Below are 14543 nucleotides of genomic sequence, written 5' to 3' on the forward strand. Positions count from 1 at the left end.
AGAGTTACTGTTTTCCTTTTGTATGGAAGTCATTATTTTAATAAATGAATATTATCTTCAGGAATAAAGTCTATTTCAGGATGATTCTCAAGATAACCGGCAACTAAATCCGCAAAATCAATACCATTGTTTTGAATAACGACAGCTTCTTTTAACATATCAAAATTACCTCCGCCAGCAGCTCGATAGCTATTTAAAGCAATAGTAAATTCCTCTTCATCTTGCACACTATTTCCCTGGAAAACAAGCTGAGTAATTCGTTCATTAACTGGTTTGCTTAAATCAATGCTGTAATCAACACCGTCTATCATATCGTAGTTGTAATTCATCTTCTTTGGATAAATAAAGTTTTGTGATACCTCAATATCATTTCCTTTTAAAGTCCAATAAGAAGCACATTGTTCTAAGTAGGCTTTCAATTGTGCCCCCGTAATCTTTTTAACAACTAAGGTATTATCATAAATATACGTAGAAACAATATCTCGCATGGTAATGGTTTCTTTAAAACCAACAGCACCATCATAAATAGCAGAACTAGCCAATTGTGCCCCTGTTGTTTCCATTTGAATACGATTGATAAAAGTAACTAAAGGCACTTTCTTTAAACGAGCTTGGAAGGTATCATGAATAGATAAATCCACTTTTGAATGACCAACAACAGTATCCAACCACTTTTGTGTTTCCCTTTCTTCTTTTTCCACTAATTTCATCATAGCTTCATCCGCCAACATATCATTTAATAGAATATGACTTTCAATATGATGATTTTCCGGATAAATATCAATCAAAGCTAATTCTTGTCCTTTATCAAGGGTTTGGGTGTAAATCGTATGAAATAACTTACCTGCTAAAGAACGATGTTGATGACCACTAATCAGGACATCAATACCGGAAATCTCTTTTAAAATACGATAGCCTTGGTTTTCTCCGCGGTCTTCTTCTAATAAAGAACCATTGTTCAAATCTCTTTCAAAACCACCATGGTACATGCAAATGATGTAGTCCGGTTGTTCAAATTTTTGTAAATACTCGACGATTTTCTTCGCACTTTCATACGCATCCACAAATTCTAAACCGACAATATTTTTTCCACTTTCCCAAGTTGGCGTATAAGAAGTCACAAGACTAAAAAAAGCTAGTCTAACACCTTCTACCTCTTTAACGGCATAACTTAAACCAAGAGGGACACCATCTCTTTTCACATTGGCACACAAACAAGGACTACCTACATGGTCAAGATGAGTTTGTAAGGCCTTTTGACCATAGTTAAAATCATGATTGCCTAGACCGATGAAATCATAATGCATTTCCTTCATGGCTTTGGTCATTGGATTAACATCATCAGCATGGAAATGATAATGATGACGAGTTAAAGGAGAACCTTGAATTGTGTCGCCGTTGTCCACTAAAATTGTGTGTTCATCTTTCAAAGAGTGAACGAGAGTCTTTAGACGAGCTAAACCGATGTTTAGGGATAAACCATTCGAGTATTGAGTTGGTAAGATGGTTCCATGGATGTCTGAAGTAGCTAAGATACGAATTCTTTTCATAGAGCTAAAATCCTTTCAATTTACTAATTATACAACAGCCGTGGTATGATTAAATTATGAATGCGGTTAGAAAAGAATTAAATTTAAGGGATTTAGGAAACATTCCAACTAGAACAGGACGAAAAATTAAAGAAGGTCTTTTCTACCGTTCATCGGGCTTAAATAAATTTAATGAACAAGATTTAGAGATAGTCAAAGCAATGGGTTTAAAAAAAATCATTGATCTTCGCTCTAAAGAAGAAAGGATGAAGTCACCTGATCCGGATTTAGGTGTACCAATTATTTATTTTGACAGCTATCGAGCAAAATATATGGATGATATTAATTTCGGTTTTGATGGTATGTTACGAAAAGGAAAAGAGGGACTTCACCAGCAAGAACTTCGGGTGAAATACTATGAAAATATGCCTTTTGGAAATCCTTATTTAAAGAAAGCGATGGAGCTAATTCAAGAGGATAATGTGCCATTCTTATTCCATTGTGCTAGTGGTAAAGATCGTACAGGTGTTATGGCAATCGTTATCTTAGGTCTATTTGAAGTGGAACAAGAAAAAATGATAGAAGATTATTTACTAACCAATTTGTATCGTAAATCCATCATTGATCAAGCTTTTTCGGAAAGAGCTTCTTTATTACAAGAATATCCGGAGTTAAAGGGACCATTATTAGAAACATTTGGTGTGAAATCAGAAATGGGGTTAGCGATTATTTCGTCTATCCTAAATCGATATGGTGGTTTTGATCAGTATTATGAACAAGAATTTGGTATTGATGCCGAACTTAGAAAAACGTTGATTGAGTGCTACACAGAGAAATAAAAAAGGATTAACTATCCTTTTTTCTGTTTAATAACAGGGTTGGCGGTTTAAAGTAATTGTTAATACAACAAAAATAGAACAAAGACTAAGTTTTGTTCTATCACAAAAAAGACTTCACTAGGAAGTCTTAAAATGAACTATTGACGACCATGTGCCAAACGAGCACGAATCTTTGTTGAACAATATTCAATAATAATAACTAATACAATTAAGGATAGTAAGAAAGCTCCAACCGCATTCCATTTACTATTAGAAATAGCTTGTGATAATGGTGAACCAATACCACCGGCTCCAACAATACCTAAGATAGTCGCATCTTTTAAGTTAATATCAAAACGATAAATAGCGGTTGAAATAAAGGAAGCACTTAATTGTGGTAAAATACCAATCCTTACTTTTTGGAAGGTAGTACATCCCATCGCATCTAAGGACTCTAGGATACCCGTATCCAAGTCTTCAATAGCGGTGATATACATCTTAGAAATCATCCCAATCGAACATATCGCTTGTGTCACAACGCCACAGAAAGGACCAGGACCGGTCACACGAATCCAAACCAAAGCCCAAATCAAAGCCGGGATGGTACGAATCAATAAGATAATAGCGCGAAAAATATACGCAATTGGTTTTGGTACGATGGTTGTGGAAGCTAAAAAACTAAATGGAATAGCTAGAATAGCACCAATAATGGTTCCTAAGACCGCAATCGCAATGGTTTGAAGAATTAAATAAGGAATTCCATTTTCCGTTAAGTTTAAGATTAAATCCCAGTTAGGGGAGAAAAGACCTTTGGTAACACCTTTCGCAACATTCATTCCGGCTTCTGTAAAGCCTGCAAATTTAAGGGAAGAAGATCCCCATAACAAGGCAATAAAGATAACTAGGAAAACCGCAAAATTACGTAGGAAAGTTTTCGGCTCTTTGTTTAACATTTGATCGATTTGGTTATACATAAAGCCTCCTTTAAGATAATTTCTTTCTAATCATATTATTCACAAAATCAATCAACCAAACCACAATGAAGACGGATAGAAGAATCATACCTAAGTCGCTATAAGCTCTAAATCCCGTTCTTTCACGAATAAGGATACCTAAACCACCGGCTCCAACATAACCTAGGATAGAAGAAGCACGGACATTTAACTCAAAACAATACAAGCAATCGTCAATGTAGGTTGGTAAAATTTGTGGCATACAAGCTGTCCAGAAAGATTTAAATGTACTTGCTCCCATAGAAATCATTGCTTCATAAGGTCCCATATCAATTGTTTCAATGCTTTCATACAACATTTTCGCTACAATACCAACAGTAAAGACAATAATCGCCACCGTGCCGGCTAATGTTCCTAAACTAAAGACCAACGCAAAGATAGAAGCATAAATCAAAGCCGGAACCGAACGTAATACTGAAAGAATAAAACGGAAAACCAATAAACCAGGACGGTTTTTATTGATATTACTAGAAGAAAGAATGGCTAAAGGTAAGCCAATCAAACAGCCGAAAATCGTACCTGCCACCGACATTTGAATGGTTTCGACAAGGGGAGTCATCACATGTGAAAAGTAATTGAAGTTTGGCTGGAAAATTTTACTTAAAATAACTGTAAATTCACCAATACGCGAAACCAAAAGAGAAAAATCAAAGTTTGTCATCTTGGCGGAGATATACACAACAACCACTAAAGTCACTAAGATAAAGGGCATACGATTAACCGGTTTATCAACGGTATGACCATTTTCTAAGCGAATGGTTTTGGCTTTGAATATACGATCAAATAAGGATGTTTTCATGCCTTAACCTCTTCATTGCCTTTATAGATATAATCCAAAGTTGCTTGGTCTAGATCTTTCACTAAACCATCATAAACAATATGACCTTTACGAATACCAATAATGCGCGTCGCATATTTAAGGGCTAAATCCACATGGTGAATATTCAATAGGATAGAAATATTCATTTCTTGATTGATGCGTTTGAAATCTGACATGACCACATCGGCCATGATTGGATCCAGGGACGCAACCGGTTCATCGGCTAAAATAATCGATGGATTTTGATTTAAGGTACGAGCTAAAGCAACGCGTTGCATTTGACCACCCGATAGTTCATCCACACGACTGTAAGCTTTATCAAGAATATTGACTTTGTCCAGTGCTTCCAGAGCGTGAAGCTTTTGTGCTTTGGAGTAAGAGGAGAACAATACTTTATACCAAGGCATATCCGGAACATTGGCCGCTAAAACATTGTTTAAAACAGTAGCGCGTGAAACTAAATTAAAGGATTGGAAAATCATACCAACTTTGCGGCGGTATTTACGAAGATCCTTTCCTTTTAGTTTAGAAACATCTTCTCCATCGACGATTAACTCACCTTCTGTAATGTTAATCATTCGGTTGACCGTACGAATTAAAGTGGATTTACCGGCACCGGACAAACCAATAATAGCGATAAAGTCACCTTGCTCAATTTTTAAGTCAACATTTTCCAGACCTTTTGTGCCATTGGGATATGTTTTAGAAACATTTTTAAATTCAATCATGTTGTTCTCCTTTTTACTTAAACGATAAAAAGACGATGCCTGAAAAGCACCATCCAGAATTCTTTTTACTTTTGATTTTGAACTGCTTTTAGAGCTTGACGAGCGCCGTCATAATCTTTATCGTTGGCTTTTGCGTATCCACTGTGCTTGTAAATACCGAAAATCTTCTTACCTTCCTCCGTCTTCGATAATTCCATAATCGAATCTTGGAAAGCGGTTATAAATTCTTTGTTGTAGATTTCAGGTTTTTTCATGGTTACGGTTACTGTATCGTTATAAACATTTTTTGTAACTCCGATAACATTCAATTCATTCCAGATGGAATCCTTGCGCCCCCATTCTTTTTGCCATTGCTTTTCATAGTCTTGACGACCATCTGCGTAACATACGATAACATCAATTTGTTCAGCGGCGGCTTGTTGGAATTCGGCGGCGTAGTTTAAGGTTGTTACCTTGGATAAGTCTTTAATACTCTTACCCTTGAATTGATCTTGTAACCACATAGTTGGATAAATATAACCGGCGGAGCTTGTCACATCACGAACAGCCCATTTAGCCCCATCTAAATCTTCCCATGTTAACTTTTCACCGGCGTTAACTTTAGCCGCCAACTTCTTACCATAAGTAGAAGGACCGGCGTAAATTAAACCTTTGTAATAAGTCACCGGCTTTGTACTGTTTTGCGTCTTATTCGCATCGCCATTCCAATCCTTAGGGGTCGTGGAATCGTTTTTGAAACCATGACGAGTAGCGGTTAAGACAACATCTGAATCATGGGAATAAAGAGCATAAGTTCCACCGGGTAACCAAGCTACATCAACTGAACCGGCGGATAAAGCTTCCCCGGCAGCTTCATAACTATCAGAAACGGAAATGTCCACTTTACCGATGTTATATCCCTTTTCTTTCATCTTTGCCTTGAATAAATCACCTAAATTAGAAGTTGCTTTGATGATTTCATCCGTTGGACGAGATGGAACGAATTGGAATTTAAGACTAGCAATGTCTTTTGTACCTGTGTCAGCAGGTAATGCACGTCCATTCGCATCCTTCTTAGTTGTGTTAGCGGCTTTTCCGGAACTACAGCCAACTAATAGAGCGGCTGTAAGAAGCGATACCGAGATCTTTTTGATGTTCATATTTTTTCCTCCCAAATTGAACAATTTCATTATACAGAAAAAACACCTTAATAAATTATTTATTTATTCACAAATGATGTTTCTTTTATCAGGTGTATAATAGAGCAGTATTGCGTCAGTAGCAGCTACCTGACGATAATCAAAATAAGGAGAAAAAATGAATACAAAAACATTAACGCATATAGCGATGATTGCGGCGGTGTATACCGTTGTTTCCCTGGTTTTAGCACCATTTACATATGGGACAATCCAAGTTCGTGTGGCGGAAGCTTTAACGATGTTACCATTGATTTATGCACCATCTATTTGGGGTGTAACGTTAGGTTGCTTCTTAACCAATCTAATTGGTGCGTTCATGGGTACGAATCCAACCGGTTTTATTGATGCGATTATTGGTACATCAGCGACTTTCTTAGCCGCTTATGGAACCTATTACTTCCGTGATAAGAAAATTAAAAATATCCCTATTCTTAGTATCTTATGCCCCATTATTTTGAATTTTATCTTTGTTGGTGCAGAGTTAGCGTACTTGTTTAACCCGGATAACCTTGTGGTTGGCTTCTTAATTCAAGGCACCAGTGTAGCCATTGGTGAAACCATTAGTGTTGTCTTAGGCTATCTATTGATGAATCCCATGAAACGATTTATCCGGTAAAGGACATTTATGACAAAAAAATTATTCATCACAACGCTTGTGTCACTCGTTGTTCTATTGCTTGGAATTGTTTATATTCTAAATAAAAATAAAGATATAAAGCCAAATGTAGAACAAAGCCAAGTAGAAAAAACACAAATAGAAAAAGCGGATACAACGACAGCTTCATCTTTGACTTTTATTGTGAATAAGAAACACCCATTACCCGAGAACTATGAGCCGAAGGATTTGGTTCGCGTTCCCGTTAAAACGAATGGGACTCCATGGATGATGCGTAAAGAAGCTTCGGATCAATTAGTCAAACTTTTTAAAGCTGCAGAAAAGGATGGCATTCAACTTCGTTTAGGATCAGGCTATCGTTCCTATTCCTATCAGAAACAGCTTTACAATGCTTATGTACAAAGAAAAGGAAAGGCGGCTAGTGATACCTTTAGTGCTAGAGCGGGTCATTCCGAACATCAAACCGGTTTGGCGGCGGATATTCTAGGTGCTGACACAAGGTATGATTTTACTCAAAACTTTGAAAGTCAAAAAGAAGCAATTTGGCTAAAGAAACATGCACATGAATACGGCTTTGTTTTACGCTTTATTAAAGGCAAAGAAGAAATTACCGGGTATATGTTTGAACCATGGCATTTTCGCTATTTAGGAATTGAGGTAGCTAAAAAGGTTCAACAAGCCGGAACAGATATTACCTTAGAGGAATATTTTAAAGTTGAAGGAGGAAGCTATCCAAATTAGTTTCTTCTTTTTCTTTATGTACAAGCAGATGCTATAATGGTTTCATGAAAAACGCATTATTTATTACGATAGAAGGTCCCGATGGATCAGGTAAAACAACGGTGAGTAAAGCCATTTGTGAAAGACTTCAAAAAGAAGGTTATCTTCTCCAGCTAACAAGAGAACCGGGTGGCTCCAAGATTGCTGAACAAATACGCTCGGTGATTTTAGACCCTGATAATACAGAAATGGATGCTCGTACAGAGGCTTTATTATACGCAGCTAGTCGTCGTCAGCACTTGGTTGACAAAGTGTTACCTGCTTTGGAAAAAGGAATAGCGGTTGTTTCCGAACGCTTTGTGGATAGTTCTTTGGCTTACCAAGGTATAGGTCGTCGTATTGGAATGGAAGCGGTTTGGAGGATTAATGAATTTGCGATTGAAGGCTGTTTACCGGATAAAACAATTTACTTAGATATTGATGCCGAAACAGGCTTAGAAAGAATTCAAAAAGGAAGAAACTACTTAGATCGTTTGGATCAAGAAGAAGCTTCTTTCCATGACCGTGTATTTAAAGGATACCAAGAAATACTCACTCGTTTTCCGGAACGCTTTATAAAAGTAGATGCCGGTCAAGACATTGAAAAAGTGGTGGAAGATACTTATCTTGTATTGAAAGGACTATTGGATGCTCAATAATCCGGCACTAATCAAAACATTAGCTTACCAACAAATTGAAAAAGCTCTAAAAAACCAAGACTTTTCTCATGCTTATTTATTTGTCGGGGATGCTGATCAAGATATTCGTGATTTAGCGACCTTTTTTGCGCAAAGTTTATTATGCACAGAAGAGAATGTGGCTTGTGGTAATTGTAGGGCTTGTGAAAGGGCGGCTCAAGGCTTACATCCTGATTATCAGCACTTAAATGGAGAAGTAAAAGCCATCTCTAAAAAAGAAATGGATGATTTACAAAGCTACTTCTCTAAAACAGCGGTGGAAAATCCAAAGGGAAGAAGGGTGTGCTATTTAGAACATATGGAAACAGCTAGTTTATCAGCACAAAATAGCTTGTTGAAATTCCTCGAAGAGCCAGCGGATAATGTTGTAATTATCCTAAGTGCACCAAAGGAATCGTCTATTCTATCTACTTTGGTTTCTCGTTGTATTCCCATTCATTTTCAAAGCGTTAATCGCGAAACATTGTCGGAAAAAGCTCTTACATTGGGTTATTCCAAAGAAGATGCTTACTTCTTATCCTTAATTAGTCAAAGTGAAGAAGATTTGAAACAAAACCAAGAAAGAGAAGAGTATAAAAAAGCGATTGCTATGTTGAAAGAAAGCCTAGAAAATCCGCAAGAATTATTGGTGGATTACCATATTTCTTTTAAACCGAAGGATAAAGAAAACCACTTATTTTTATTAAATGCCTACTTTCATTTTGTGGCTCAAACCATGCGCCAAGCCTTACTGAAAGAAGAAATTGGTCCAGCTTGGTTGATGGACTACATGCAAAAAAAAGAAGACGATAAGCTTCAAGCAAAGGTGTATGCTTTAATGATGGAAGCCTTGGATTGTTTGAATAAGTACAATGATCCGACCTTACTTTTTGAACAAACAATATATCAATGGAGGATTTTAGAAAAATGACAACCATAGAGAAACATAGCTGTACCTGTCCTCTTTGCCAAGGGGATTCAGACATTCATTTCCCTTATAGCATAGCGGTTCGTTTTCGTAATGGCTCACGCCCGTATTCCTTTGGTTGCCAAGACGGCACTATTAAAAAAGGAAGTCATGTGGTTATTGAAACAGCCCAGGGTTTAGAACTGGCCGAAGTGGAAACCGATGCGATTGATACCTCTCGCTATAAACTTAGAATGCCACAAAAGGAAATTTTAAGAATTGCTAGCGAAAAAGACATGGCGATGAATGCCCGGAATATTGAACTCGAAAAAGAAGCCCTGGAAGTTTGTAAAGAAGGAATCGCTCAATTCCAATTAGAAATGAATTTGTTGAGTGTGCAGTACAACCTCGATCAAACAAAGGTTCTGTTCGTTTATGCGGCAGACCAAAGAGTGGATTTTCGTGAATTATTGCGTTTCTTAGGCTCTAAACTCCATTGTCGAATTGAATTAAGACAAATTGGCGATCGCGATAAAGCGAAAATGATTGGTGCTATTGGGATTTGTGGTCGGGAAACCTGTTGTTCAAGTTTCAAAGATAAATTTGATGTTATTTCCATCAATATGGCAAAGAACCAAAATCTTGCTTTAAATATCGAAAAGCTTTCCGGTATGTGTGGAAAATTGATGTGTTGTTTGAAATACGAGGATGAAGCCTATAAGATGGCTTGCCAATCCTTACCAAAAATCGGTTCGCATATTCAAATAGAAGGACAAGAGTATCGTTTAAGTTCCATCAATGTCTTACGCGAAGAAGTGCGTTTGGATAATCGTGAAAGCACAATTTATGTCAGCTTTGCGGAATTAAGAGGAGAAGAAAAGCCAATCCTTGAACCAAAAGCTCCCGTTGTCTCAAAAGAAACGGTTAAAAAAGAAACAGTGAAAAAAGAAGTTTCAAAACCAAAGAAAAAGAAGGATAGCGGTTTACCAAAAATGAAACCACAAAAAGAAGTGCCACAAAAGAAAGTAACGACCCGCAGCTTTGGTAAGAAAAAGGTGGCGGAATGATTCGCCAGAAATCTTTTCAAAACCAAAAGTCTACTTTATATCTAGTACCAACACCCATTGGAAATATGGCGGAAGTATCTCCTCGTCAAGTGGAAACGTTGAAAAAGGTGGATGTGATTGCTTGTGAAGACACTAGAAATAGTGGTCAATTATTAAAAACATTGGGTATTCATAAACGTCTTATCGCTTATCAAAATTTCAATGAAGAAAGTTCTTCTAAGGGAATTTTATCTTTATTAGAAGAAGGAAAGAATGTAGCGTTAATCAGTGATGCCGGTTATCCTTTGCTTTCTGATCCCGGTCAAAAGGTCGTTCGTCTTGTTAGTCAAGCCGGCTATAATGTGGTATCTATTTCCGGCAGTTCAGCTATTTTAAATGCCTTGGTAGCCAGTGGCTTGGTGGTTCAACCATTCTTATTTGTTGGGTTTTTAGGCAATCAAACAAGTCAAAGAAAGAAGCGATTGAAAGAATTGAAAGACTATCCAATGACCATGGTCTTTTATGAGGCGCCACATCGTCTTAAAAAGTGTTTAAAGGATTGCTTGGAAATACTAGGTGATCGTTCTTGTACTCTAGCGAGAGAATTAACGAAGTTACATGAGGAATACCTGCGGGGTACTTTTTCTGAAATTCTAGGGGTTTGTCAAGAATTAAAGGGAGAAATGGTTTTAGTGGTTGAGGGCAAGAAGGAAAGCAATGATGTGAATATGAGCCAAGTGGCTTTAGAGATTCAAAGGTTGGTGAATCAGGGTTTAAGAACCAAGGATGCCAGCAAACAAATTGCTGAAAAAATGGGTTTATCAAAAAATAAAGTCTACAATCTCTACTTGGAAACATTGCCAAAAGACTAGACTTTTCCTAAAATGAATAAAAAGAGGATAGAGTATGTTAAAGAATCCAACGGTATTAAAGTATATGATTTTCATTTTAGCGGGCATTATTTTAGTGCTTAGCATTGCGGTCATTTACTTAGTCTTTAAAAAGAATGAGTATTATGTTGAGGAAGAAGGAGAAGCGGTTAAACCGACTTCATCAGCTAAAAAACCTCAGCTTCAACCAATTGAACTGGATGTAATGGATGATGAAGTCACTAAGGTTGTACCAACTGTTCAAACCTCATCAACAAAAAAAGGTTTATTGTTTTTAGTGTTGGCGGCTAATCAATCCACTCAGAAAGCCTTAATGGAATTTCCTTGTGTGATTGGTCGTGATCCTTCCTCAGAGTTGGTGCTGAATGATCCGGCTGTATCGCGTAAGCATTGCCAAATTTTAAAGGAAGATGGTTCTTTTTTCTTAGAAGATTTAGCGGAGCATAATGGGACTTTCTTAAATGGTGAGAAGATGATACCGAATGTGAAAGTAAAATTAAATCTTGGTGATGAGATTATGCTTGGTCATGTGACCTTAAAACTGGAAAAAGACATTCGTGCTTAGGAATAGCCCTAAGTACTTTTTTTCACTATAATGTAAGGAAATTGGAGGCTTTTATGCAGATAAATGAAAAATACTATGGTTTTACTTTGAACCAAATTAGAGAAGTACCAGATTTAAAGGGAAGGCTATATGAATTTACCCATGATAAAACCGATGCGAAGTTGAATTGGATTCAAACATCGGATTCCAATAAAACCTTTTCGATTACTTTTAAGACCTTGCCATTTGATGATACAGGTGTCTTTCATATTTTAGAACACTCGGTTTTAAATGGTTCTAAGAAATATCGCACCAGAGAACCGTTTGTGGACTTGTTGAAACATTCTATGCAGACATTTTTAAATGCGATGACATATCCGGATAAGACCGTTTATCCTGTTTCTTCACGCAACGATAAGGATTTTATGAACTTAATGTCGGTGTATATGGATGCGGTTTTTAATCCAGCTATTTATGAAAACAAGAACATTTTCCTACAAGAAGGATGGCGTTATGAAATTCGTGATGCCAAGGAAAATCCAAAGTTTAATGGAGTTGTTTTAAACGAAATGAAAGGGGCTTTCGCAGATGTGTATTCCAATATCTTTAATGAAATGTACCGCCAATTGTACCCGTCTAATTCGTATAAGTACGTTTCCGGAGGGGATCCAAAAGCCATTCCTGATTTAACCTATGAGAATTTTTTAGAAACACATAAGAAGTTCTATCATCCAAGTAACGCAAGAGTGATTTTAGATGGGAATGTGGATATTGAAGCCACTTTGAAATTCATTGATGAGGAATATTTCTCTCATTATGAAAAAGGTCAATCTTTCACAATTGAAAATCAAGAAATATTACCGGCTCGTACATCTACGATCGAAATCGAATTAGCACCGGAAGAAAGTGTTGAAAACCGCAGTTATATTAGTTTTGGTAAGATTTTGGGTAATTTTAATGAATTAAAAAAGAGAATGGCAATGTCCATTGTTCATTCTATTCTTGTTGGTACGAATGAAGCACCTTTAAAGAAAGCTATTTTAGAGGCTGGCTTGGCACAGGATGTGGACTACGCTTTAGAAGTTGAATTACAACAGCCTTTTTCCATTTTAATGATGGTGAATACCGAAGAAGTGAACTTAGAAAAGATAAAAGAAGTTATTCGTTCTGTTACGAAGGACTATCATTTTAATCCAAAGGAATTGGAAGCTAGTATCAACGGCTTGGAATTTCATTATCGTGAAAAGAGTGAACCGGCCGGTTTGTTGAATGCTCTTCATTCGTTAGAAACATGGTTATACGATGGGGATGCGATGGATGGTATTCACTTATCACCAATTTTTGATGAATTAAGAAAAGCGATTTCAAGCTCTTATTTTGAAGATGTGATGAAAGAATTCTATGGTGATGAAGAGCATTGGGCAACCGTGATTGCGAAGCCGTCAAAAACCATTGCTAAGAAAAGAGAGGAAGCTGAACAAGCTCGCTTGGTAGCGGATAAAGAAAAATGGGTTGATGTGCAACCATATATTGATGAACAATTGGCTTTGGATGTTTGGCAAGCAACCCCGGACACTAAGGAACAATTAGATACCATGCCAAAATTGGCGTTGAGCGATGTTAATCCAGAGATAATGCGCTTTCCAACCGAAGAGGTATCGTATCGTGGAATAAGAGTTCTAGTGCACCCTTCTGATCCATCGGGTATTGTTCACTTTAATCTATATTTCTCATTAGCCGGTTTACCAAAGGATAAATTGCCGGAGGTTTCTTTCTTAGCTCGTCAATTACTAGGTAACTTAGCAACGGAACAGTATTCTCTATCAGAATTAACTTCAGAAATCAAGAATTTAATTCCGGTGTTGAGCACGAATGTGACTTGTTTCACACCATATAACCAAGTGGATGGAACGCAACCTTTCCTTGAAGTGACCGCTTCAACCTTGGAAAAAAATGTGGATCAAGCGATTGCTTTAATTCAAGAAATCTTATTCAAGACTAAGTTTGAAAAGGAATTAGTCCTAAATCTTCTAAGACAAAATAACGAATCTATTCGCCAAGCATTGGTAAATAGTGGTAATACGTATGCCATGTTAAGAGCGAAGGCGCATACTTCTGCCGAGGGTTTCTTTAATGAATACACGCTCGGAATAACTTATGGTATGTATTTACAATCCCTTGAGGATCATTTTGATGAGGATTGGGATGGTTTCTTAGAAGCCATTCAAAATTATATTTCTGTTATCTTTAGTCGAGATCGGTTCATCTTATCAGTGGCCGGTATTGAAAAAGAAAAGTTTGAGGATTTCATTTTTGCGTTAAATACGGTAAAAACAAATGGGACGGTTGTGCATTATCCTTTATTAACAGATGAAAAAGAAGCTCTACAAATTTCCGGTGGGGTTTCTTATACAGGTACATCGGCTAAGGTAGAGGAATATAATTCTCGTTATCGTGCTGTGGCTCATTTAGTAACCTATGATTTCTTGTGGACTGAAGTTCGTGTAAAAAATGGGGCTTATGGAACCGGTATGCGAAATGATCGTTCCAGTTTGAATACGTTCTCGTATCGTGATCCTAGTCCAACGGTATCTTTAGAAGTAAACCAAAAGATTGCGGATTATTTAAGAAGCTTTGCGAAGAATCCGGAAGCAGAAAATGATTTAAATATCATTGGTTCGATTGCGGCTGCGGAGCCATTGATGAATTATCGTAGTCAAATAAAGGTAGGGGATAATTTAGTGTTATCTTCGATTACGGATGATATTCGCCAAGCTGAACGTGAAAATCTTCTAACGATGAAGAAAGAGGACTATCTTCCTTTAGCAGATATTGTGGAGGAAATGATGAAGGATAGCTATCAGGTTGTGATTGGAAATGAAGCAATGCTATCAAAGTTAAAGGACTATAAAAAGTTATCGATGAAAGAGTAAAGGATGTGGAAACACATTCTTTTTTAAAGAAAAGCTTGCAATAATATCAATCTGTTCTATAATGAGAATAGTTCTCAATAAGTGT

At 37.0% G+C, this 14543-nt stretch carries 14 protein-coding genes; 9 read left to right on the top strand and 5 right to left on the bottom strand.

Annotated elements, in window-relative coordinates; genetic code table 11:
* Positions 1–32: 32 nt before the first annotated feature.
* A complete protein-coding gene (locus K7I92_RS03765; protein ID WP_220282118.1) occupies positions 33–1550 on the bottom strand; it encodes a bifunctional UDP-sugar hydrolase/5'-nucleotidase in 1518 nt (505 codons plus the stop codon).
* 56 nt (positions 1551–1606) lie between these two features.
* On the opposite strand from K7I92_RS03765, the gene K7I92_RS03770 reads away from it, so the two are divergent.
* Positions 1607–2368: a tyrosine-protein phosphatase gene (locus tag K7I92_RS03770; RefSeq protein WP_220282119.1), complete on the top strand. Its 762-nt coding sequence runs from the start codon at positions 1607–1609 to the stop codon at positions 2366–2368.
* 137 nt (positions 2369–2505) lie between these two features.
* Here K7I92_RS03770 and phnE (K7I92_RS03775) read toward each other — a convergent pair whose 3' ends face one another.
* The 4 genes from phnE (K7I92_RS03775) to K7I92_RS03790 form a co-directional block, all read right to left on the bottom strand.
* On the bottom strand, positions 2506–3321 hold the full coding sequence (gene phnE / locus K7I92_RS03775; RefSeq protein WP_203245021.1) for a phosphonate ABC transporter, permease protein PhnE: 816 nt from the start codon (positions 3319–3321) through the stop codon (positions 2506–2508).
* Between the two features lie 10 nt (positions 3322–3331).
* Positions 3332–4159, bottom strand: coding sequence for a phosphonate ABC transporter, permease protein PhnE (gene phnE, locus K7I92_RS03780; protein WP_220282120.1), 828 nt, complete (start codon positions 4157–4159; stop codon positions 3332–3334).
* Positions 4156–4908: a phosphonate ABC transporter ATP-binding protein gene (gene phnC, locus K7I92_RS03785; RefSeq protein WP_220282121.1), complete on the bottom strand. Its 753-nt coding sequence runs from the start codon at positions 4906–4908 to the stop codon at positions 4156–4158. Before phnC ends, phnE (K7I92_RS03780) begins: the two co-directional genes overlap by 4 nt.
* Before the next feature lie 65 nt (positions 4909–4973).
* Positions 4974–6047: a phosphate/phosphite/phosphonate ABC transporter substrate-binding protein gene (locus tag K7I92_RS03790; RefSeq protein WP_220282122.1), complete on the bottom strand. Its 1074-nt coding sequence runs from the start codon at positions 6045–6047 to the stop codon at positions 4974–4976.
* 157 nt (positions 6048–6204) lie between these two features.
* Here K7I92_RS03790 and K7I92_RS03795 point away from each other — a divergent pair, with 157 nt between their 5' ends.
* Genes K7I92_RS03795 through K7I92_RS03830 form a run of 8 tightly spaced genes read left to right on the top strand, consistent with a single transcriptional unit; the run spans position 6205 to position 14458 of the window.
* A complete protein-coding gene (locus tag K7I92_RS03795) occupies positions 6205–6702 on the top strand; it encodes a QueT transporter family protein (protein WP_220282123.1) in 498 nt (165 codons plus the stop codon).
* 9 nt (positions 6703–6711) lie between these two features.
* Positions 6712–7443, top strand: coding sequence for a M15 family metallopeptidase (locus K7I92_RS03800; RefSeq protein WP_220282125.1), 732 nt, complete (start codon positions 6712–6714; stop codon positions 7441–7443).
* A gap of 44 nt (positions 7444–7487) precedes the next feature.
* Complete coding sequence (tmk, locus tag K7I92_RS03805; protein ID WP_220282126.1) at positions 7488–8120, top strand: dTMP kinase; 633 nt, start codon at positions 7488–7490, stop codon at positions 8118–8120.
* Positions 8110–9069, top strand: a complete 960-nt coding sequence (locus tag K7I92_RS03810; RefSeq protein ID WP_220282127.1) for a DNA polymerase III subunit delta' — start codon at positions 8110–8112, stop codon at positions 9067–9069. The genes tmk and K7I92_RS03810 overlap by 11 nt, the downstream gene beginning before the upstream one ends.
* Complete coding sequence (ricT, locus tag K7I92_RS03815; RefSeq protein WP_220282128.1) at positions 9066–10112, top strand: regulatory iron-sulfur-containing complex subunit RicT; 1047 nt, start codon at positions 9066–9068, stop codon at positions 10110–10112. Before K7I92_RS03810 ends, ricT begins: the two co-directional genes overlap by 4 nt.
* Positions 10109–10963: a 16S rRNA (cytidine(1402)-2'-O)-methyltransferase gene (gene rsmI / locus K7I92_RS03820; protein ID WP_220282129.1), complete on the top strand. Its 855-nt coding sequence runs from the start codon at positions 10109–10111 to the stop codon at positions 10961–10963. The genes ricT and rsmI overlap by 4 nt, the downstream gene beginning before the upstream one ends.
* Positions 10964–10997: 34 nt before the next feature.
* On the top strand, positions 10998–11546 hold the full coding sequence (locus tag K7I92_RS03825; protein ID WP_220282130.1) for an FHA domain-containing protein: 549 nt from the start codon (positions 10998–11000) through the stop codon (positions 11544–11546).
* Positions 11547–11599: 53 nt separating this feature from the next.
* The gene (locus K7I92_RS03830) at positions 11600–14458 is read left to right on the top strand and encodes an insulinase family protein (protein ID WP_220282131.1); all 2859 of its coding nucleotides are present in this window, start codon (positions 11600–11602) and stop codon (positions 14456–14458) included.
* Positions 14459–14543: the final 85 nt, after the last annotated feature.

The organism is Bulleidia sp. zg-1013 (assembly GCF_019798045.1).
Taxonomy (GTDB): Bacteria; Bacillota_I; Bacilli_A; order Erysipelotrichales; family Erysipelotrichaceae; genus Bulleidia.